Origin of the sequence: Nonomuraea indica (genome assembly GCF_002850745.1) — a bacterium.
In the GTDB taxonomy this organism is placed as follows: Bacteria; Actinomycetota; Actinomycetes; order Streptosporangiales; family Streptosporangiaceae; genus Nonomuraea; species Nonomuraea indica.
In genome coordinates, this window is sequence record NZ_KZ559476.1 from 53366 (window position 1) to 74126 (window position 20761).

A 20761-nucleotide genomic window follows, 5' to 3' on the forward strand; every position below is an offset into this window, starting at 1 on the left:
GAGCCTGAGCCCGCAGCCGGGGTTCGGGCGCACCTGTCTGACGGCTGCGAGCGGCGGCATGCCAGGAGATCACGTCAGCCGCAGAGGCAAGGGGCACCCAGGTCCGTACGGACGCCCCGTCAGGGGGTGCGGCAACAAGCGTCGAGCCACACGCCGAACGCCAGACGGCACGGCCACAACATCGCATCGACCCACATGACGAACGCCAGACGGCACGGCAACAACGTCGCGCCGATCCGTACGGACGCTGGTCAGGGGGTGCGGCGACAGCTTGTCGTGAGCAATCACATGGGTGGGCGCGGGTGTCACGGTGGCCATCCGTCGTGATGTTCGCACGGGTGGCTGTCGGCCGTGGTGGTAGAGGCCGTGGTGGTAGAGGCCGTGGTGGTAGAGGCCGTGGTGGTAGAGGCCGTGGTGGTAGAGGCCGTGCCGGTCAGGAGTTCGGCGAGGTGCACGGCTCGCACGGCCGATCTTCTGCGGCGCAGGCCCTGGGCGAGCTGCCGGTAGCAGCCGGGGTTGACCACAGCCACGTAGTCGACTCCCGCCGCCTCGATCTCGTCCAGCTTGGCATCGAGGACGCGTCTGCTGTCGCGGGGCCGGACGAGGGCGTAGCTGCCGGCCGCGCCACAGCAGGTGCCGGCCGACGGCAGTTCGACGTATTCACCGATCCGCTCCAGCAGCGCTCGCGGCTCACGCCACACGCCCAGGCCGTTGCGCAGGTGGCAGGAGTCCTGCAGGCCGATTCGCAGCGGTTTCCCGCGCAACGGCCCAGGGCACATCCCGTGCGCCGCTGAAGGCTCCGCCGGCGGACCAGCGAACGACGCCGGTAGCCGACCAGCCGACGACCCTGCTGGCCGGCCACCAGGAGGCTCCAGCGAACGACCACCCGACGCACCCGGCTCACAGCCGCCCGAAGGCAGCGGCGGACGACCAGCAGGCGGCCCCGGCTGGCGACTGGTTGAAGGCTTCGGTGGGTGATCGGTCGGCGGGGTGGGGGGTGGATCGGCGGGAGGCTTCGGTGGGTGGTCGGTCGGGGGGCGGGAGGTGACGTACTCCGACAGTTCCTTGACCCGGTCGCGGCCGAGGGCGTCGGCGAGGTGGGCCGCGCAGCCGCCGGAGGTGGTGACGATCGTGCCCGGCAGTCGTTCGCCCAGTTCGACGGCCATCCTCCGACCGCGTTCGGAGTCGCCGTTGTGCGCGTGCAGGGCGCCGCAGCAGCCCTGGGACGCGGGAGCGGCCAGCTCGGGCAGCAGCCGCAGCGCCGATCGGCTGACCCGCGGGTAGAGCGCCCGTTCGAAGCAGCCGAGCATCAGGTGCGGACCGGCCGGCTTGGCGCGGGTCCGGGCGTGGCGGCGTAGCAGGCCGAGGAGCCGCACGCGCCAGCGGGCGTTCACCGCGAACATCAGTAGCCGCGCGACGAGCGGCCGGTCGGCGCCCTGCCACTGCCGGTCCCGCCACTCCTCCAGCAGCGCCCCGTACCGGACCCCGGCCGGGCAGACCGTCTCGCACGCGCGGCAGCCCAGGCAGAAGCTCGCCTCCTCCCGCAGTCGCAGGTCGTCGGCGGGCAGGGCGCCCTCGTCCAGTGCGCGCATGAGGTTGATGCGGCCGCGCGGCGAGGACGTCTCGTCCTTGGTCAGCGCGTACGTCGGGCACGCGGGCAGGCAGAAGCCGCAGGAGATGCAGCGGTTGAGCAGGTCGGGGGTGAATCCGGTCACGAGCCCACCTTTCCGGGGTTGAGGACGCCGGCGGGGTCGAACGCCGCCTTGATCCGGCGCAGCAGGTCCAGCTGGGCAGCGCCCAGCCGTTCGGCGAGGTAGGGCAGCTTGGCCGCGCCGACGCCGTGCTCGCCGGTGATGGTGCCGCCCAGGCTCATCGCCGTACGGAAGATCTCCGCGAAGGCGCGGTGGGCGCGCTCGATCGCCTCGTCGTCGCCCGCTTCGACGACGCAGGTCGGGTGCAGGTTGCCGTCGCCGGCGTGCCCGAAGGTGGCGATGGTGACGTCGTGCCGGTCGGCGATCGCGTCGATGTGGTCGACCATCGCGGCGATGCGCGGGCGCGGCACGCCGACGTCCTCCAGGAGGGTGATCGAGCCGAGCCGGGACAGCGCCGGGAGCGTGCACCGGCGCGCGGCCAGCAGCGCCTCCGACTCGGCGGCCCGGCCGGCCACGGTGGCCTCGATCGCGCCCCTGGCCTGGCACAGTTCGGCCATGCGCTCGAGCCGCCGGGCGACGGCCGCGGGCTCGCCGTCGTCGCCGAAGATCAGCAGTGCGCCCGCGTCGTGTCGCAGCCCCAGCCGGGCGAACTCCTCGACCGCCCCGATGCACCTGGCGTCGAGGAACTCCAGTGTCGCCGGGACGATGCCCGCGGCGATGATGTCGGCGACCGCGCGGCCGGCGTCGGCGAGGCCGGGGAAGTACGCCAGGCCGTTGCCGCCGGCGGGCGGGGCGGGCAACAGGGCGAGGGTCACCTCCGTGATGACGCCGAGGGTGCCCTCGGACCCGGTGAGGAGGCGGGTCAGGTCGTAGCCGGCGACGTCCTTCCACAGCCGGCCGCCGGTGCGGATGACCTCGCCGCTGGCCAGCACGGTCTCGGTGCCGAGCACGTAGTTGCGGGTCACGCCGTACTTGAGGCCGCGCAGGCCGCCCGCGCAGGTGGCGACCGTCCCTCCGATGGTGGCCACGCTCCTGCTGCCGGGGTCGGGGGCGTACAGCAGGCCGCGCGCGGCGGCGGCGTCGGCGAGCGCCGCGCAGGTCACGCCGGGTTGGCAGACGGCCAGCAGTTCGTCGGCGCTGAGCTCGAGGATGCGGTCGAGCCGGGTCAGCACCAGCACGATGCCACCGGCCACGGGGACGGTCCCTGAGCACAGGTTGGAGCCCGCGCCGCGTGGCACGACGGGGATGGAGCGCGCGCTGGCCAGCCGGAGCACGGCCGCGACCTCCTCCGTGGAGGCCGGGTGGACGACGGCGCTGGGGCGGGAGTGGAAGAGCGGGGTGGCGTCCTGGGCGTAGGCGGTCACGTCACCGTCGGCGTGCCGTACATGGTCCGCGCCGACGATGGCGCGCAGCTCGCGCAGCACGGCGGCGTCCATGGGCTCCCCGGCTGGGGCTGTCTTCATCGGCGGATCTCCTCTGGAGCGGGCGCAGCGGTGCGGGTCCCGAAGCCGCCGCCGCGACGGTGGTGGTCGCGCGGGTCGCGCGCAGTGCGGGCCGTGAGGGTGCGGATCGCGAGGGTGCGGGCCGCGATGGTGCGGATCGCGATGGTGCGGGCCGCGAGGGTGCGGGCCGCGATGGTGCGGGCCGCGATGGTGGGTCGCAGCGGCGCGGGGGTGGCGGTGGCGCGCCCGCACTCGCCAGGAGAACCTACCAATATTCCTCATAGCGGTCTAGCATTCCATTATTCGGAACAACAGCAGCTTCTTGGTCATCCAGGCTCGGCGTAGCGGCTTCTTGACACGCTCAGGCCGTCATGATGTCCTGTTCCAGATTCAGAACCCTGTTCTGCAATGCGGAATACAAGGGCATGGAGGGAAGATGACGCCGTGCAGGCAGCCCGCCGGGCGCGACGAGGGCGGGACGCCGCCCCCTCGAAGCCCCCGGGCTCCGCGCGCGGGTCAGCGTGAACGACACCGTGAAGAGCGAGCGGCGGTTCGGGGCGCCGCGTCGCCACCCTGTGACAGAGATTCCGCACAGCGGAACGACCGCTGGAAAAACGGACAAAAGGCTATACTCGCCAGTTCAGCGGGCCGCGCGCCCGCCGTGCTCCACAAGGGAAGAGCCCCATGGCACGCATCGTGTTCCTCGGCGCCGGCAGCGTCGAATTCACCAAGAACGTCCTCTCGGACATCCTGACTTTTCCAGAACTAGGGGATTCCACCCTCGTCCTGCACGACATCGACCCCGACCGCCTCGCGACCGCCGAGGCGATGGCCACCTGGATGGCCGGCGCGCTGGGCAGGCCCGCCAAGGTGGAGGCCCGCCTCGACCGGCGTGCCGCGCTCGACGGCGCCGACTACGTCATCAACGAGATCGCCGTCGGCGGTCACGCCGCCACCCAGACCGACTTCGAGATCCCCCGCCGCTACGGCCTGCGCCAGACGATCGGTGACACGCTCGGCATCGGCGGCATCTTCCGCGCCCTGCGCACCATCCCGGTGATGGTGGCCATCGGCGAGGACCTGGCCGAACTCGCGCCGCACGCGCTGCTGCTCACCTACACCAACCCCATGTCGATGATCCCGCGAGCCGTCTACGAGGGCACCTCGTTCCAGCGGGTCGTCGGCCTGTGCCACTCGGTACGCGACACCCAGGCCCGCCTCGCCTCCCTCGTCGGCGTGCCCGAGGAGGAGATCTCGTACGTCACCGCCGGCGTCAATCACCAGGCGTTCGTGCTGCGCTTCGAGCACCGCGGCGAGAGCCTCTACCCGGTGCTGGACGAGGTCATCGCCCGCGACCCCGAACTGCGCAGGACCGTACGGGTGGAGCTGTACCGCCGCCTCGGCCACTTCCCCACCGAGTCCAGCGAACACGGCTCCGAGTACCTGCCGTGGTTCCTGCGCCACGACGACCAGGTCGAGCGGTACCGCATCCCCGTCGAGATCTACCTGCAGTGGTCCCGGGAGAACCTCGACACCTTCGCCGAGACCCGGGCGCGCCTGGCGGCCGGTCAGGGGGTGGAGATCACCCCCGTCATGGAGCTGGCCTCGGAAGTGATCCACTCCATCGAGACGGGCACCCCCCGGGTGGTGCACGGCAACGTCCGCAACGACGGCCTTATCGCCAACCTGCCGGCCGGGGCCTGCGTCGAGGTGCCCTGCCTGGTGGACCGCGCCGGAATGCGGCCCACCCGCGTCGGAGCCCTGCCCCCGCAGCTCGCCGCGCTCAACCAGACCTTCCTGAACGTCGGCGAGCTGACCGTGCGGGCAGCCCTGGAGGGCCGCCGCGACCACGTCTACCACGCCGCCATGCTCGACCCCAACACCTCGGCCACGCTCACGCTCCAGCAGATCCACGACCTCGTCGACGACATGATCGCCGCCCACGGCGACCTGCTTCCGGAGGGCATTCGATGAGAATCAGCACCGTGACCGCGGCGGTGGCCGCCACAGTCCTGCTGGCGGCGGGCTGCGGCGGCGGCGCGAAAGAGCAGGCGGGCGGCCCGGTCGAGATCGTCATGTGGCACGGCCAGGAGGACGCCTCCGCCAAGTCCGTGGAGAAGCTCGTCACCCGCTTCAACGAGACCCACCCGGACATCAGGGTGAAGACCACGTCCGGCGGCGTGACGGCCGACGGCATGCTGCCCAAGATCACGGCGGCGCTGACCTCGGACGCCCACCCCGACATCGCCTACCTGTACGGCTCGTGGGCGCCCAACATCGCACGCAACCCCAAGACCGCCGACCTCACCGAGTTCGTCAAGGACCCCGGCATCCGCTGGGACGACTTCTGGGCCAGTGAGCGGGAGGCGGTCACCGTCGAGGGCAAGGTCATCGGCTTCCCCGCCGTCGTCGACAACATGGTGGTGCTCTACAACGCGAAGCTGCTGGCCGAGGCGGGGCTCGAACCTCCAGGCCCCGACTGGACCTGGGACGACTTCCGCGCCATGGCCAGGAAGACCACCGACGCCAAGGCCGGCGTCTTCGGCGCCACCTGGGCCATCAGCGGCAGCGAGGAGGCCGTGTGGGGGCTGTGGCCGATGCTGTGGCAGGCCGGCGGCGACATCCTCACCCCCGACCGCAAGAAGGCGGCCTTCCACGGCGACGCCGGGCTGCGCGCGCTGGGCCTGCTGCGCGACATGGCGATAACGGATAAGTCCCTCTATCTCGACTCCAGCCCGGCGGAGAAGGGACAGAAGCTCTTCGAGTCGGGCCGGCTGGCGTTCTTCATGTCCGGCCCCTGGGTGCTGCCCGACCTGCAGGCCGCCGGGCTCGACTACGGCGTCGTCCCCCTCCCCGGCACCGGCGGCAACCACGAGACCATCTCCGGACCCGACAACTGGGTGGTCTTCGAGCACGACGAGCGGCGGGTGCGGGCCTCCGCCACCTTCCTCGCCTGGCTGACGGCCGCCGAGCAGCAACTGCAGTGGATGACCGACACCGGGTCGCTGCCGATCCGGGCCTCGATCAGCGAGCTGCCGGGCTACCAGGACTACCTGAAGAAGTACCCCGGCATCGACGTCATCTCGGCCAACCTGGCCAACGCCAAACGGGTGCGGCCGCCGACCACCAAGTATCCGCGCGTCTCGTCGTTCGTCGCCGACGCCATCGCCAAGACCCTGCTGGGCAAGGCCGACGCCAGGGCGGCGCTGACGGAGGCGGCGGCCAAGACCGACGCGGCGCTGGCCGTACCGGGATCATGACGAGCACCGCGCCGGCGCTCGGCCGGGCGACCGGCCGGGCCCAGCCGCGGGACCGGCGCAAGCTGGCCGACAACCTCACCGGGTGGGGGTTCGCCGGCCCCGCGACGCTGATCATCCTCGGTTTCTCGCTGATCCCGATGGTGTGGGCGCTCGCCCTGTCCTTCACCGACTCCGACCTCATGTCGAGCGGCCGCAACGTCGGCCTGGACAACTACCGGGCCCTGGTCGCCGACCCGGTCTTCCACCAGGCGCTGCGCAACACGGGGCTGCTGCTGTTCTGCTACCTGCCGGCGTCGCTGGCGGCGGGGCTGCTCGTGGCGGTGCTGCTGAACCGCAGGGTGCGCGGCATCGGCTTCTACCGGACCTGCTTCCTGGTGCCCTACATCGCCTCGGCCACCTCGGCGGGGCTGCTCATGGGCTACATCTTCGACCGCGACTTCGGGCTGCTCAACGGCATGCTGGTCAAGGTGGGGCTGCCCGCCCAAGGTCTGCTGAGCAGCCCGTCGCAGGCCATGCTGGTGCTGACCGCGATCTTCTTCTGGACCCGGTTCGGGTTCACGGTGGTGATCTACCTGGCGGCGCTGCAGGAGATCAACAAGGAGATCCTGGAGGCGGCCGCCATCGACGGGGCGGGCCGGTGGGCCGTCTTCCGGCACGTCATCGTGCCGTCGGTCCGCCATATGACGGTCTTCCTCGCCATCTGGGGGGTCATCGACGTGCTGCAGTTCTTCGACCTCGTGATGACGACCACCAAGGGCGGACCGGCCAACGCCACCGTCACCATCGTCTACTACATCTGGCAGCTCGCCTTCACGTACTTCACCGCGGGCTACGGCGCGGCCGTCGCCTACACGCTGTTCGCCGGCACGCTGCTGCTCGTCGTCACCGGACTGCTGGTGGCCCGCCGGAGAGGGGCGATGCGGTGAGACGTCGTCTGCTGCCCAGCGGGTGGCACCTGCTGCTGCTCCCGATGTCGATCGTCACCGTGCTGCCGTTCGTGTGGATGGTGCTCAGCTCGCTGATGAGCCAGGCGGAGCTCAACCGCTTCCCGCCGCCGATCTGGCCGGAGGCCGTCGACCTGGGCGGCTACCGCACCGTGCTGGAGGGTTCCGACTTCCCGCGCTGGTTCCTCAACAGCGTGCTGGTCTCGGGCTCCATCGTGGCGGCCCAGGTGGTGCTGTGCGGGATGGCCGGGTACGCCTTCGCCCGCATCCGCTTCGTCGGCTCCCGGCTCGTGCTCGTCCTGGTCATCGCCACGGCGCTGATCCCGTTCCAGCTCACCGTGATCCCGACGTTCCTCATCTTCAACGAGGCCGGGCTGACCGACACCCTGGGCGCGCTGATCGTGCCCCAGCTGAGCTCGGCGGTCGGCATCTACCTGATGACGTCGTTCTTCCAGTCCTTCCCCAGGGAGCTGGAGGAGGCCGGCCGGATCGACGGTTGCTCCAGGTTCGCGGTGTTCTTCCGGGTGGTGTTGCCGGTGGCCAAACCGGCCCTGGCGGCCCTGGCCGTGATCACCTTCATCACGGCATGGAACGACCTGTTCTGGCCGCTCGTCGTGATCAACTCCGAGGAGAAGTACACGGTGCAGGTGGGGCTGACCACCTTCCAGGGGCAGCACCGGGCCGACTGGCCCGCCGTCATGGCGGGCACGGTGCTCACGACGCTGCCGGTGCTCGGCGTGTTCCTGTTCGGCCAGCGCCGCTTCATCCAGGCGCTGACCGGCGCGGTCAAGGGCTGAGCACGGCCGTCCGCGCCGCCCACGCGTGGGCGGCGCGGACGGCGCGCGGGTCACATGACGGCGAGCTGGCCGCCGTCGATCACCAGCTCGGTGCCGTGCACGAACGCCGCGTCGTCGGAGGCCAGGAACGCGTACCCGGCGGCGACCTCCTCGGCCAGCCCGGCCCGGCCGAGCGGGATGTGCTCGCGCTCGTACGCCGAGACGAAGTCGCCGTCCAGCGTGGCGGCGATGGCGGAGTTGAGCGGCGTGCGGATGTAGCCGGGACACAGCGCGTTGACCCGGATGCCGTGCCGGCCGAGTTCGACCGCCATGGTCCGGGTCAGCAGCAGCACGCCGCCCTTGGAGGCGTTGTAGTGGGCGTAGTCGGCCTCGCCGCCGATCCCGTTGGTGGAGGACATGTTGAGGATCACCCCGCCGCGGCCCTGCGCCACCAGGTGGCGGGCGACGGCCTGGGCGACCAGGAACATGCCGCGCAGGTTCACCGAGATCATCGTGTCCCAGTGCTCGGCGGTGATGTCGAGGAACGGCTCCCGCCAGGCGATGCCGGCGTTGTTCACCAGCACGTCGAGCCCGCCCAGGGCGGCGACCGCGCCACCGACCAGGCTCTCCACGTCCGCCTCGGAGCTGACGTCGCCGGCCAGGCCGCTGATCTCGCCCAGGGGGGCCAAATCGGTCACCGTCCGGTCCACCTCGGCGGGGTCGAGCCCGCCGATCACCACCCGGGACCCCTCCTCCAGGAAGCGCCGGGCGGTGGCGGCCCCGATGCCGCTGCTGCCTCCGCTGACCAGCACCCGCTTGCCCACCAGTCCTCGCATGACGATCCCTTTCTCCTTCTCGACAGCCTGGTGCCCCGTCCGGGGCTCAGCGCACGGCGCCGCGGGCGGCCACGCGCAGTTCGGTGGTGACCCGGCCGCCCTCGACACCGTGGGCGACGTCGAAGAGGTTCGTGACGGAGCAGGCGTGGCCGGGGATGAGCTGGACCCGCGTACCGACCGGAAGCTCGCCGTAGCGGGCGTGCTCCGGGTCGAGGCGGGCGACCGCGTGCTCCTCGTTGAGGAAGTCCATCCGCAGCCACGGCAGCCCGGCGGCGCGGATCCAGCCGGGCGTGCCGGCCCCGTCGGAGCTGAGGCACTTGGTGCCGGCGTCGAACACGACCCGGTCCGGCGACGGCCTGGCGACGACGGTCGTCAGCACGCGGGAGGCCGCGGTCTCCTCGGTGGCGACGCCGAGCCGGATCATCGCGGTGTCGTTGAAGATGTACGTGCCGGGCCTGATCTCGGTCACGCCGGCGACCCCGGCGACGTGCCGGGCGGTGGGTGTGCTGCCGACGCTGATCACGGGCAGGTCGATGCCGTCGCGCGCGCACAGCTCGGCGGTGGCGACCAGGTCGGTCCCCTCGCGGCGGGAGATCTCGGCGAGGTGGCCGGGCGTGCGCGCGTGGTAGGCGTGCCCGGCCAGGGTGAGCAGCCCGACGACGTCGATCCCGGGGATCGCGGCGATCTCGGCCACCAGGTCGGCGGTGGGCCGGCCGGGCGGACGGCCCAGCCGGTGCTGGCCGGTGTCCACCTCCACCAGCACCTCGACGGGCGCGCCGGTGCGCAGCCCGAGCCGGCCGAGGCCGGCGGCGACGTCCGGGGAGTCGAGGCTGACCCGCACCTTGGCGCGCTCGCGCAGCGCGGCCAGGCGGCGCAGCTTGGGCTCACCCCAGACCGGATAGGCCAGCAGGACGTCCTCGATGCCGGCGTCGGCCATGATCTCGGCCTCGCCGAGCTTGGCGCAGGTGACGCCGGTCGCGCCGGCCTCCAGCTGCAGGCGGGCCAGTTCGGGCATCTTGTGGGTCTTGATGTGCGGGCGCAGCGCCACGCCGTGCGTGGCGGCCACCTCCGCCATCTCGGCCACGTTGGCGCGGACCACGTCGAGGTCGATCAGCAGGGCCGGGGTGTCCAGCTCGGGGTACATGAGGTCCTCTCGGACGCGCGGCGGATACGGCTCGAAGTTAGCATTTGTTCCGCTCAACGGTCTAGCGTTCCGCATTTCGGAAACCCTCGTCAGGTCGGCTACCTGGGCGGTGACGGTGCGCCGTTGAGCTGCGAGGACGCGACAACACCGGCACCGCCCAGAGGCCCGAGTCGCCATCCGGTCTTGACAGGCGCCGCGAGCGGGTGATGTTCTGTGCGCGTATTCAGAATAGCATTTCGCAATACGGAACGGAGTCAGGAATGAGGCTAGGTACGGTCCGCGTGGGCGACGGGGCCAGGCTCGCCGCCGTGGAAAGGGACGGGCTCTGGCACGCCCTCGACGTCCCGGCCGGGACGGCCCTGGAGACGGTGCTGGCAGCGGGCCCTCAGGAGACGCTGCGCGCGGCCCGCGGCGCGGTCGGGCCGCTGCCCGACGCCGTGCCTCTCGCCCCGCTGCGCCCGGGCAAGATCGTCGCGATCGGCCTGAACTACCTGGACCACATCCGCGAGGCCGGCATGGACAAACCGGCCCGCCCGCTCATGTTCGCCAAGTTCCCCTCCAGCGTGATCGGCCCCGGCGACCCGATCGTCATCGACGGCGAGCTGACCGAGCGCGTCGACTGGGAGGTGGAGCTGGCCGCCGTCATCGGCACGCCGCTCCGGCACGCCGGCCCGGCGCAGGCCCTGGCCGGCGTGGCGGGTTACACCGTGGCCAACGACGTGTCCGCCCGCGACCTGCAGTTCGCCGACGGACAGTGGACGCGCGGCAAGAGCCTCGACACCTTCTGCCCCCTCGGCCCGGCCATCGTGACGCCCGACGAGCTGGGCGACCCGCAGGCGCTACGGCTGCGCACGACCGTCAACGGCGAGACCGTGCAGGACTCCACCACCGCCGAAATGATCTTCGGTGTGGCGGAGCTGCTGGCGTTCTGCTCCCGCTCCTTCACCCTCCAACCGGGGGACGTGGTGCTGACCGGCACCCCGTGGGGCTGCGGCGAGTTCATGGATCCGCGGCGTTCGCTGCGTCCCGGAGACGTCGTCGAGGTGAGCGTCGAGGGCATCGGCGACCTGCGCAACCCCGTCGTGGCCGGGACCTCCCGGTGAAGGCTCTGGTGTTCACCGCACCCGGCACCGTCGAGCTGCGCGAGGTGCCGGAACCCGTCCCGGGCCCCGGCGAGGTGCTGGTCCACGTGGCGGCCTCCGGCATCTGCGGCAGCGAGCTGCACGGAGTGCGCAACCCCGGCTTCCGCGTGCCGCCCCTGGTGATGGGCCACGAGTTCGCCGGCCACACCGACGACGGCACGCGCGTCGTGGTCAACCCGATCCTGTCCTGCGGGCGCTGCGACCTGTGCGCGCTCGGCGGCCGCAACGTCTGCCGGGAGCGGCGCATCATCGGCGTCCACACGCCCGGCGCGTTCGCCGAGCGGGTCGCCGTGCCGGCGGACACGCTCGTGACGCTGCCCGGCGGGCTCGGCTGGACGGCCGCCGGCGTCGTCGAGCCGGCGGCCAACGCGGTGCACGCCTGGGCGCTGGCCGGCGCTCCCGAGGGCGCCCGGGTCGGCGTCATCGGCGCCGGAGCGATCGGCCTGACCTGCATGCTGGTCGCCGCGTCCGGTGGGGCCGCCCGGATCGAGGTCGCCGACCGGTCCGCGGACCGCCGCGAGATCGCGGCCCGGCTCGGCGCCGACGCGGCCGGGCCCGAGCTGACCGGCGAGTACGACGTGATCTTCGACGCGGTGGGGGCCGCCGCCACCCACGAGCAGTCGCTGGCCTGCCTCCGCCCGGGCGGGGTGGCGGTCTGGCTGGGACTGGCCGACAGCACCGCCGGCTTCGACGCGGCCCACCTCGTCCGCGGCGAGAAGCGGGTGCTCGGCTCCTTCGCCTACCAAGGCGCCGACTTCGCCACGGCCGTCGACCTGGTCGGCGGGTGGGACCTGAGCTGGGTCGAGACCTTCCCGCTCACCGAGGGCGCCGAGATCTTCACCGCGCTGATGAACGGCCGCGCCACCCCCGTCAAGGCGCTGCTCGCACCCGGGTCGAGGCACCCGTGACCCCGAGCGCCCGGCCGGGCCAGGTCGGGCGTGCTCGCCGCACGGCCGGTCAGGCGTGGTCGCGGTACGGATGGGACGGCAGGCCCTCGACGGACGTGCGGCAGCGCAGCAGCTCGCCACCGCCCGTGCCGTCCCACGCGGTGGTCACGTACAGCACGTCCAGGTCCGGCCCGCCGAAGGCGCAGCTCGTGACGTTGCGGGCGGGAATGTCCACGGTCAGGTCGACGCCGCCGTCGGGGCGCAGCCGCAGCACCGCGCCGCCACCCCACAGCCCGACCCACACGTGCCCGTGCGCGTCCACGGTGATGCCGTCGGGCATCCCCCGCGTGATCTCGGCGAACGTCCGGCGTCCCGCGATCAGCCCGCTGCCCGGGTCGTAGTCGAAGACGTCCACCCGGCCGGTGGGCGTGTCCACGTAGTAGCACAGCCGCTCGTCGGGACTCCACGCGATGCCGTTGGAGACCGTGACGCCGTCCAGCACCCGCTCGGCCCGGTGGCCGGGTCCCAACCGGTAGAGGGCACCGGCTCCCGGCGTGTCGTCCTCGGCCTTGGTGCCGGCGAAGAACCGCCCGGCACTGTCGCACGCCCCGTCGTTCATCCGGTTGCCCGGCCGCTCGCCGGCGGTCACCGGCGCGACGACCTCGGGAACGGCCGCGGGCGCCGCCCACACGTCGCCGGCGAGCAGCGCGAAGCCGTCACGGACGGCCAGCGCCAGCCCTCCCTCGGCGCGCGGGACGGCCACGCCGACCGGCTGCCCGACGTCGAGGACGCCGTGCGAGTCGTCGGCCGGGTCAAGGCGGTGCACCCGGCCCGCCGGGATGTCCACCCACAGCAGCGTGCCGGTGCGCTCGTCCCAGCGCGGCCCCTCGCCGAGCCGGGCCGCCGGCACGGGGACGGCCTCTGGTGCGGAGACCCTGGTCATCGGGACCTCGCACGGGAGCCGGCAGAAGAGATCGCCACGTGAGCCTCATTCCGTCATACAGAACACGTTTCCCACAAACCGGCCGCCTTGGGCCGCGGGTCAGAACTGCTCGGCGACGGCCTTGCACAGGGCCGCGCCGATCTCCTCCATGCGCGCCGGCGGCATCCGATCCTTCAGGGCCGTCACGCTCACCGCGGCGACGGGGGTCGGCTTGCCCATGAACACCGGGGCGGCCACGCACCGCACGCCCGGCTCGTTCTCCTCGAGGTCGAGGGCGTAGCCGCGCTCGCGCACCAGCGCCAGGTGGGCGGCCAGTTTCACCGGGTTGGTGATGGTGGCGCGGGTGGGCGCGGCGAGCGGGGTGTGGCGCTCCGCCCACGCCCTGATCGCCTCGTCGGTGGGGTAGGTCCACGCCAGCAGCGCCTTGCCGACGCCGGTGGCGTGGGCGGCGTTGCGCCCGCCCACCACGGACGTCATGGTGATCGCCCGCACGGTCTCCACCTTGTCGAGGTAGACCACCTCGGCCCCGTCGAGCGTGGCCATGTGCACCGTCTCGGCGAACTCCTCGCTCAGCCGCAGCAACAGCCGGTGGACCACGGCGCGCACGTCCATGTTCTCGTAGAACCGGAACGCCGTGGCCAGCATCTCCGTGCCGAGGAAGTAGGGCCCGCCGGGCTCGGGCTGCGCGGCGAAGCCACGGTGCTTGAGCGCGCCGAGCAGGCGGTGCAGGGAGCTCTTCGGCAGGCCGAGCCGGGCGGCCAGCTCGTCGATGGTCATCCCCCTGCTGTGTCTGCCGATCTCCTGCAGGATCAGCAGGGCGCGATCGACACTGGTCACCGGCGACTGCGTGCCGCTCACAAGGCCTCCTCGATTTATTCCGAGCTATGGAATGCTATAGCGTTGGACGGAATAAGGCCACTCGGATGGCGGCGTGGAGGAGCGATGTCAGCGGCCGCGCGGGTCAGGCCACGGTCGCCTCGATGAGGTCGTCCACCACCCCCGCCAGGTCGCCGTGGCGGGCGTGTGTCCGGCGTTGGCGCATGGCGCCCGACCCTCTGCCGAGCAGCCGGTCCAGCCCCTCCTCCACGAAGCCCAGGTCGCCCGCGTCCGCGAGCGCCCTCCGTACGTGCTGGAGGAGACGGCGCGCCATCACCGGGGCCGGCACGAGCGTGCCCGAGCGGACGTCCAGGCTGTCGCCCGCCAGCCCGTCACGGGCGGCCCGCCAGTAGGCGGCGCGGAGCACCTCCGTCGGGATGGGCAGCCCTCGATCTCCCCTGGCCACGTCCGCCAGCGCCGTCACCACCAGGGCGCGGATCAGCCCGATGAGGGTGAGGCTGTCGCTGACGTCGAGCGGGACGTCGGCGACCCGCACCTCCACGGTCGGCAGCCGGGGTGACGGACGCGCGTCCCAGTACACCGTCTTCGCGTCCATCAGCGCGCCCGACTCCGTCAGCGCCCGCAGCGCCCCCTCGTAGTCGGCGAAGGACGGGAAGTACGGCGGCGCGCCGGACACCGGCCAGCGTCCCCAGCTGATCACCCGCCACGAGGCGTAGCCGGTGTCCCGGCCGACGAAGAACGGGGAGTTGGCGGCGAGCGCGATCAGGGTGGGCAGCCAGGGGCGCAGGTGGTTGCCGACGTAGACGGCGTGTTCCTCGTCGGGCACGTCCACGTGCACGTGGAGGGCGCAGATGCTGATCTCGTCCTGGAGGGCGCGGTAGAGCACCCGGCCCTGCCGGTAGCGGACGTCGTCGCTGAGCGGCGGCCGCATCACGTCCCCGAGCACGGGGATGCCGCTCGCGACGACGGCCAGCCCGCACGAGCGGGCCGCGCCCGCCACCTCCTTGCGCGCCAGTCGCAGACTCGCGCCCAGCTCGCCGAGGTCCGGGGAGGGCGCCGTACGGGCTTCGATCTGGAAGCGCGTCACCTCCTGCTCCACGTCCAGGACGTCGGTCGCCGCGGCCAGGACGTCGGCGGCCCGGGGGACGACGTGGCGGGTGCGGGGATCGACGACGAGGTACTCCTCTTCAATCCCGATCATCGGAACCACGAACCACCTCGCAGGGTAGTCAGGGAGCATCCGTACGGTTTGTGCCCCTCCGTGCGCCCGCGGGAACTGGCCCTCCCCGCGCACAACTGCTCTCCGCGGGGCAGCAAAACCCGCCGTTTACGGCAGCCGCGGGCCCGCGCTCCTGCACCCTTGCGTGTCTTCCACCCCTCCATGACGGCCGGCACGGAAGGGCCCACCCGCCGCACGGGGCGGATTCCGTCCGGATCCCGCCGATCCGGTCGCGCGGGTCACTGTAGCGGTGCGGGCCGCGGCCCAGCCCGAACACCACGACCACCGACCAGGTGCCGGCGATGAGTTCCAGCGTGCTGCGGGCGGGACAGTCGGCGAGGAACACGTCGTAGTCACTCGTGCCCACCACGCCTTTACGATGTAGATCAAACAGCTGGCCGGGCAGAGGTCGTGCCGGTGAAGCGGGTGATGAACGGCCCGGCGGTGGCCAGCAGGAACACGTAGGCCGCCACCAGGGGCGCCAGGATCGGCTGGCCGACCCCGGCCAGTCCGACGATGACGATGGAGAACTCACCCCGCGCGATCAGGGCGGTGCCCGCCCGGAGCCTGCCTCGGCGGCCGACCCCGTCGCGGGAGGCGGCGTAGCGGCCGGTGAGTACCTTGGTGAAGGCGGTGACCACGGCCAGGGCCAGGGCGGCCGGCAGCACCGGCGGCAGTTCGGCCGGGTCGACCGACAGGCCGATGGCGACGAAGAACACGGCGGCGAACAGGTCGCGCAGCGGCGCGATGACGGCCCGCCCGCGCTCGGCCGTCTCGCCGGTGAGGGTGAGCCCGACGAGGAAGGCGCCGACGGCGGCCGACGCGTGCACGTACTCGGCCAGGGCGGCCACGACGAGGGTGATGCCGAGCAGGCGCAGCATGAGCTGTTCGGCGTCGGGGTGGGAGACGAGCCTGCCGATGTGGTGTCCCCACCGGTAGGAGGCGACGAAGGCGGCCAGCACCGCGCCGACCGCGATGAGCACGCCGGCGACCGCCTGCCACCAGGTGCCGCCCGAGGCCAGCACGGCCAGCACCGGCAGGAAGGCGGCCATCGCGAAGTCCTCCAGGACCAGCACCGACAGCACGGCGGAGGTCTCCCGGTTGCCCAGCCGCCGCAGGTCGGCGAGCAGCCGGGCGATGATGCCGGAGGAGGAGACGAACGTGGCGCCGGCCAGGGCGAGAACCCCGACGGCGTCCAGGCCGAGCAGCAGGCCCGCGGCCGCGCCGGGCAGCGCGTTCAGCACGAAGTCCACGCCCGCCGACGGGACGTGGCGGCGCATCCCGACGGTGAACTCGGCGATGGAGAACTCCAGCCCGAGCGCCAGCAGCAGCAGGACGAGGCCGATGGTGGCCGCGGCGCCGACGAACTCCCCCGCGGCGGGCAGCGGCAGGACCGACCCCTCGCCGAGGGCCAGGCCGACCAGCAGGTAGAGGGGGATGGGCGAGAGGGTGAGGCGGCGGGCCAGCGTGCCCAGCAGGCTGAGGACGGCCAGGACGAGGCCGAGTTCGAGCAGCAGGGCGACGGAGACGTGCACGCGGTCAGCCCTGCAGGATCCGGTTCACGCCCGCGATGCCCTCGTCGGTGCCGATCACCACGAGGACGTCGCCGGAACGCAGGAGCCGGTCGGGGCCCGGCGAGGCGACGACCTCGTCGTCGCGCACGATCGCCACCACGGACGCGCCGGTGCGGGTGCGGGCCCGCGTCTCCCCCAGCAGGCGACCGGCGAAGGGTGAGCCCTCGGGGATGCGCACCCAGCCGGAGCTCAGTCCGGGCACCTCCCTGCTCAGGTCCGCGAAACGCTCGGCGATCCGCGGCGCGCCGAGGATCTGGGCCAGCGCCTCGGCCTCGTCCTCGTTGAGCCGGAAGACCGGCCTGGCCTCGTCGGGGTCGTCGCCGTAGACCACCACCTCGAAGTCACCCGAGCGCAGGGCCACCACGCCGATGCGCTCGCCCTCGTGGTTGGTGAACTCGTAGCGCAGCCCGACACCGGGCAGGAGCACCTCGTTGACGTCCATGTGACCATCATCGCGCCCGGCCGCGCCCGGGGACGGCCGCGAGGATCAATCCGGCGTAACCGCGTGGTCGGCTGTTCGCAAGGTCCCATCAGGAGCCGGGCTCAGAGGACGGCTGTTCGCGAGGCCCCGCCGGGAGCCGGGCTCAGAGGGTGGCGGGGCCGTAGGTGGCGTGGGAGGCGCCGGTGGTGTAGGCCCAGTAGCGGTCGCCGTAGGACCAGTGCCACCATTCCGTCGGGTAGTTGACCAGGCCGGCGGGCTCCAACGCCGCGGCGAGGATCTTGCGGTGCTCGCGGGCGGTGTCGGACAGGCCCGGTGCGGCCGTGTAGCAGGCGCCCTCGCTCTGCTCCGGGGTGTCGTCGACGGCGGTGCCCATGTCGTACTCGGTGCCGTCGGGCGCGCACAGGGTGAGGTCCACCGCGGCGCCGGCGGTGTGCGGCGCGATCTCGACGGGCGAGACGTACCTGCTGGTGGCGGCGGTGAGCTCGGCGGCGTCCAGGCCGGGGAAGCGGGCGGCCAGCTCGGCCCGGTAGCCGTCGAAGATCGCCCGCTGGTCGGCGATCGAGCGGTAGCCCTCCACGATGAGCAGGTGGTAGCCGCCGGGCAGGCTGCGCTCGGCGCGTTCGAGGCGGGCGAGCAGGCCGGCACGCACGTGGGCGTGGTCGCCGTCCCGGTCGCCGGGCCGCACCCGGAGCCTTCCTCGCACGTCGACCAGGGGCTCGCCGCTCTCGTGGACGGGGATCGCCGCCACGCGAGCGTCGGAGATCAGCACGATGTCGCCGGGAGGATGCCACATGTGCAGACATTCTCCCACAACCGTCGCAGGCGGCGGTGCTCCGGCGCCGGCGACCGGTGGCGGGCGGCGGTGCTCCGGCGCCGGCGACCGGTGGCGGGCGGCGGTGCTCCGGCGCCGGCGACCGGTGGCGGGTGCCGGCGCGGCGGGCTTCAGACGGTGTCGGAGAACACCTGCTCCCGGGCCTGCTCCAGCGCGGCCACCAGGGCTCCGCGCAGCACGGGGTTCCCCGTCAGGCCCGTGGTGACGACGCTCGGCCGGCCGGGGCACACCTTGGCCACCGCCTGCTCCACCCGGCCGGCCAGCTCGGCGCCGCCGGCCCGGCCGATGTCGCCCGCGAGGACGACGAGGCCGGGGTCGAGGACGACGGTGACGGCGGCGACGGCCACGGCCAGGCGGGCGGCGAGCGCGTCGAGGAACCCGCCGCAGCCCCCGGCGACGGCCGCGCCGACCAGCTCGGCGGCCGAGCCGCCCGCCGGACCGCCTCCGAGCGGGCCGATCAACGGCGCGCCGGCCTCGGACGCGCCGTCTGCGGCCACGCCCGAGGTCAGGGCGTGCTCGGCGGCGAGCCGTACCACCGCATCGTGCCCGATGAGCCGCTGGTACGAGCCCGACTGCGGCCGGCTGACGTCGGCGGGAAGCGGCTCGCCGGGCACCGGCAGCCAGCCGATCTCGCCCGCGCCGCCGCTGATGCCCCGGTGCAGCCGCCCGCCGAGCATGACGCCGAGCCCCTGCCCCACGCCGGCCCAGACGACCACGAAGTCGTCCTGGCCGGCCGCGGCGCCGTAGCGGTGCTCGGCCAGCGCGACGAGGTTGACGTCGTTCTCGATGGTGACCGACGCGTCGAGCGTTCGGCGCAGGCTGGCGAGCACGCCGGTGTGCCAGGCGGGCAGGTCGTAGGAGAAGCGCACGTCGCCGGTGCCCGGGTCCACCACGCCGCGCGTGCCGATGACGAACGAGCGCAGCCGCGAGATGGTGATGTCGGCCGAGGCGCACGCCCGGCGCACGGCCTCGTGCACGGCGGCGACCGGGTCGGCGTGGCCGGCCGGGTCCACGACGATCTCGACGACCACCCGGCCGGTGATGTCGGCGACGCCCACGGTGATCGCGTCGGGCAGCACCTCCAGGCCGGCGACGTGCGCGCTGGAGGGCACCACGCCGTACAGGGCGGCGTTGGGGCCGCGCCCGCCGGCCCGCTCGCCCGCCACCTCGACGAGGCCGCGCTCCTCCAGCCGGGACAGGAGCTGTCCGGCGGTCACCTTGGACAGGCCGGTGCGCGCGCCCAGCTCGGCCCGGGTGAGCGGCCCCTCCGACAGCAGCAGCTCCAGCGCCGAGCGGTCGTTCAACCGGCGCAGCAGCCTCGGGACACCCGGGTTCCGTGTCACGGGCGCTCTCCCCTCTCGTCACGATCCGCTAACGCCAGTTTCTTTTAAGAAAGTTTCTTGTTAGTTTAGCACCATTCAACCCTGACGATCAGCCTGGTGCGGACCACAGGCCTTGCACCCGACGAGCGCAACCCCCCACGCTTAACAGCCGGGAAGGGAGAACCCTAGTGAGGATCGCGACGATCTCGGTCACCACGGCCGCCTTGGCCCTGGGCCTGGCCGCCTGCGGCTCCAGCGGCGACGAGCCGGACACGAGCAACCCGCAGGCGTCCACCGCGGCCTCCGGGCCCAAGCACGCGGGCCAGAGCCTCACCGTCTGGCGTCTCGGCGACCCCAACGAGCCGTCCCAGAAGTACATGAACGACCTCGTCGCCGCGTTCAAGACGCAGACCGGCGCCGACGCCAAGGTCGAGTGGATCCCGTGGCCGCAGGTCAACGACAAGTTCACCGCCGCCGCGGCGGGCGGCGAGGGCCCCGACGTGACGGAGATCGGCAACGACCAGGTGCCGCTCTGGCAGAGCCAGGACGCCCTCGCGCCGGTGACCACGATCACCACCTCCGGCGAGCACGCCCAGATCCCCAAGAACCTCTTCGGCCTGGAGACCATCGACGGCGAGATCTACGCCATGCCGTGGGGCGCCGGCACCCGCGCGGTCATGTACCGCAAGGACTGGTTCGAGGACCTCAAGATCGAGGTGCCGAAGACCTGGGACGAGGTGCTGGCCGCCGCCAAGAAGATCCAGGACGAGAAGGGCAAGGACGTCGACGGCTTCGCCTTCAACGGCGGTTCCGACGCCAACCACCTGCTCGGCGCGCTGGCCTGGTCGGAGGGCGGCGAGTACGCGGTCAAGGAGGGCGACAAGTGGGTCGGCAAACTGACCGACCCGGCCTTCAAGACCGGCTTCGAGACGTACACGGGCATCGTGACCTCGGGCGCGTCCAGCAAGTCGCGCCTGACGCAGAACACCACCGACATCCGCACCCGCTTCTCCAACGGCAAGGTCGGCATGTACCTCACCGCGTCGTGGGACATCGCCACCATCAAGGAGGAGAGCAAGGGCAAGATCAAGGACGACGCGATGGCGTTCTTCCCGCTGCCGGCCAAGGCGGGCGGTGAGACCCCGGCCTTCTTCGGCGGCAACGACATCGCCGTCTGGAACGACGCCAAGAACAAGGAGCTCGCCACCGAGTTCGTGAAGCTGGCCACCTCCAAGAAGTGGGCCGACCGGTACGCCCTGGACGGCGGCCTGCTGCCCGTCTACCCCGACACGCTCATGGAGCTGGCCAAGGACCCGGCCCAGGCGCCGTTCGCCGCGGCCTTCGCCAAGGCCAAGGCGTTCCCGGCCGACCCGCAGTGGACCGAGGCCAACGAGACCAAGGCGGTCCTGCAGAACGCCGCCCGCTCGGTGATCGAGAGCAAGGCCACGGCGGACGAGGCGCTCGCCAAGGCCAACAAGGAACTCGAAGACATCCTCAACCAGTCGTGAC

General features: G+C 72.4%; 19 protein-coding genes. 7 read left to right on the forward strand and 12 right to left on the reverse strand.

The annotated features are described in order from the left end of the window. Window positions 1–305: 305 nt before the first annotated feature. From CXR44_RS40270 to CXR44_RS39675, 3 genes are read right to left on the reverse strand one after another with little or no spacing between them, the layout of a single operon-like run. Entirely contained in the window at window positions 306–1715 is a 1410-nt protein-coding gene (locus tag CXR44_RS40270; protein WP_219601993.1) for a (Fe-S)-binding protein, read from the reverse strand. Next, entirely contained in the window at window positions 1712–3115 is a 1404-nt protein-coding gene (locus CXR44_RS25885) for an FAD-binding oxidoreductase (RefSeq protein WP_219601994.1), read from the reverse strand. Before CXR44_RS25885 ends, CXR44_RS40270 begins: the two co-directional genes overlap by 4 nt. Continuing rightward, window positions 3112–3366, reverse strand: coding sequence for a hypothetical protein (locus tag CXR44_RS39675; protein WP_180903704.1), 255 nt, complete (start codon window positions 3364–3366; stop codon window positions 3112–3114). The genes CXR44_RS25885 and CXR44_RS39675 overlap by 4 nt, the downstream gene beginning before the upstream one ends. 412 nt (window positions 3367–3778) lie before the next feature. Between CXR44_RS39675 and melA the strand changes: the two genes are divergently transcribed. The 4 genes from melA to CXR44_RS25910 are packed head-to-tail and all read left to right on the forward strand — an operon-like array spanning window position 3779 to window position 8095. Next, window positions 3779–5068: an alpha-glucosidase/alpha-galactosidase gene (gene melA, locus CXR44_RS25895; protein ID WP_101788725.1), complete on the forward strand. Its 1290-nt coding sequence runs from the start codon at window positions 3779–3781 to the stop codon at window positions 5066–5068. Then, window positions 5065–6354 carry an ABC transporter substrate-binding protein gene (locus CXR44_RS25900; protein ID WP_101788726.1) on the forward strand — a complete coding sequence of 430 codons (1290 nt, stop codon included), beginning with the start codon at window positions 5065–5067 and terminating at the stop codon, window positions 6352–6354. The genes melA and CXR44_RS25900 overlap by 4 nt, the downstream gene beginning before the upstream one ends. Continuing rightward, a complete protein-coding gene (locus tag CXR44_RS25905) occupies window positions 6351–7280 on the forward strand; it encodes a carbohydrate ABC transporter permease (protein ID WP_101788727.1) in 930 nt (309 codons plus the stop codon). Before CXR44_RS25900 ends, CXR44_RS25905 begins: the two co-directional genes overlap by 4 nt. Next, a complete protein-coding gene (locus tag CXR44_RS25910; RefSeq protein WP_219601995.1) occupies window positions 7277–8095 on the forward strand; it encodes a carbohydrate ABC transporter permease in 819 nt (272 codons plus the stop codon). The genes CXR44_RS25905 and CXR44_RS25910 overlap by 4 nt, the downstream gene beginning before the upstream one ends. A gap of 50 nt (window positions 8096–8145) precedes the next feature. On the opposite strand, the gene CXR44_RS25915 is transcribed toward CXR44_RS25910, so the two are convergent. Both CXR44_RS25915 and CXR44_RS25920 read right to left on the reverse strand, forming a co-directional pair. Further along, window positions 8146–8910, reverse strand: a complete 765-nt coding sequence (locus CXR44_RS25915; protein ID WP_101788728.1) for an SDR family NAD(P)-dependent oxidoreductase — start codon at window positions 8908–8910, stop codon at window positions 8146–8148. A 46-nt stretch (window positions 8911–8956) separates the two neighbouring features. After that, window positions 8957–10054, reverse strand: a complete 1098-nt coding sequence (locus CXR44_RS25920; protein WP_180903705.1) for an alanine racemase — start codon at window positions 10052–10054, stop codon at window positions 8957–8959. 260 nt (window positions 10055–10314) lie between these two features. Between CXR44_RS25920 and CXR44_RS25925 the strand changes: the two genes are divergently transcribed. Continuing rightward, window positions 10315–11157 (forward strand): fumarylacetoacetate hydrolase family protein, encoded by an 843-nt coding sequence (locus tag CXR44_RS25925; protein ID WP_101788730.1) that lies wholly within the window; start codon window positions 10315–10317, stop codon window positions 11155–11157. Further along, window positions 11154–12104, forward strand: a complete 951-nt coding sequence (locus CXR44_RS25930; protein ID WP_180903706.1) for a zinc-dependent alcohol dehydrogenase — start codon at window positions 11154–11156, stop codon at window positions 12102–12104. Before CXR44_RS25925 ends, CXR44_RS25930 begins: the two co-directional genes overlap by 4 nt. Before the next feature lie 49 nt (window positions 12105–12153). On the opposite strand, the gene CXR44_RS25935 is transcribed toward CXR44_RS25930, so the two are convergent. From CXR44_RS25935 to CXR44_RS25970, 7 genes are all read right to left on the reverse strand, one after another. Continuing rightward, the gene (locus CXR44_RS25935) at window positions 12154–13026 is read right to left on the reverse strand and encodes an SMP-30/gluconolactonase/LRE family protein (RefSeq protein WP_101788732.1); all 873 of its coding nucleotides are present in this window, start codon (window positions 13024–13026) and stop codon (window positions 12154–12156) included. A gap of 99 nt (window positions 13027–13125) precedes the next feature. After that, window positions 13126–13884, reverse strand: a complete 759-nt coding sequence (locus tag CXR44_RS25940) for an IclR family transcriptional regulator (RefSeq protein WP_101788733.1) — start codon at window positions 13882–13884, stop codon at window positions 13126–13128. 103 nt (window positions 13885–13987) lie between these two features. Next, window positions 13988–15064: a carboxylate-amine ligase gene (locus CXR44_RS25945; protein ID WP_245899410.1), complete on the reverse strand. Its 1077-nt coding sequence runs from the start codon at window positions 15062–15064 to the stop codon at window positions 13988–13990. A gap of 404 nt (window positions 15065–15468) precedes the next feature. Next, window positions 15469–16617 carry a cation:proton antiporter gene (locus CXR44_RS25955; protein ID WP_101788735.1) on the reverse strand — a complete coding sequence of 383 codons (1149 nt, stop codon included), beginning with the start codon at window positions 16615–16617 and terminating at the stop codon, window positions 15469–15471. A gap of 4 nt (window positions 16618–16621) precedes the next feature. Then, window positions 16622–17098, reverse strand: coding sequence for a cation:proton antiporter regulatory subunit (locus CXR44_RS25960; protein ID WP_101788736.1), 477 nt, complete (start codon window positions 17096–17098; stop codon window positions 16622–16624). Between the two features lie 142 nt (window positions 17099–17240). Further along, on the reverse strand, window positions 17241–17891 hold the full coding sequence (locus tag CXR44_RS25965; RefSeq protein ID WP_101788737.1) for a M15 family metallopeptidase: 651 nt from the start codon (window positions 17889–17891) through the stop codon (window positions 17241–17243). Between the two features lie 149 nt (window positions 17892–18040). After that, a complete protein-coding gene (locus tag CXR44_RS25970; protein WP_101788738.1) occupies window positions 18041–19273 on the reverse strand; it encodes an ROK family transcriptional regulator in 1233 nt (410 codons plus the stop codon). A gap of 167 nt (window positions 19274–19440) precedes the next feature. Here CXR44_RS25970 and CXR44_RS25975 point away from each other — a divergent pair, with 167 nt between their 5' ends. Beyond that, window positions 19441–20760: an extracellular solute-binding protein gene (locus CXR44_RS25975; RefSeq protein ID WP_101788739.1), complete on the forward strand. Its 1320-nt coding sequence runs from the start codon at window positions 19441–19443 to the stop codon at window positions 20758–20760. Window position 20761: the final 1 nt, after the last annotated feature.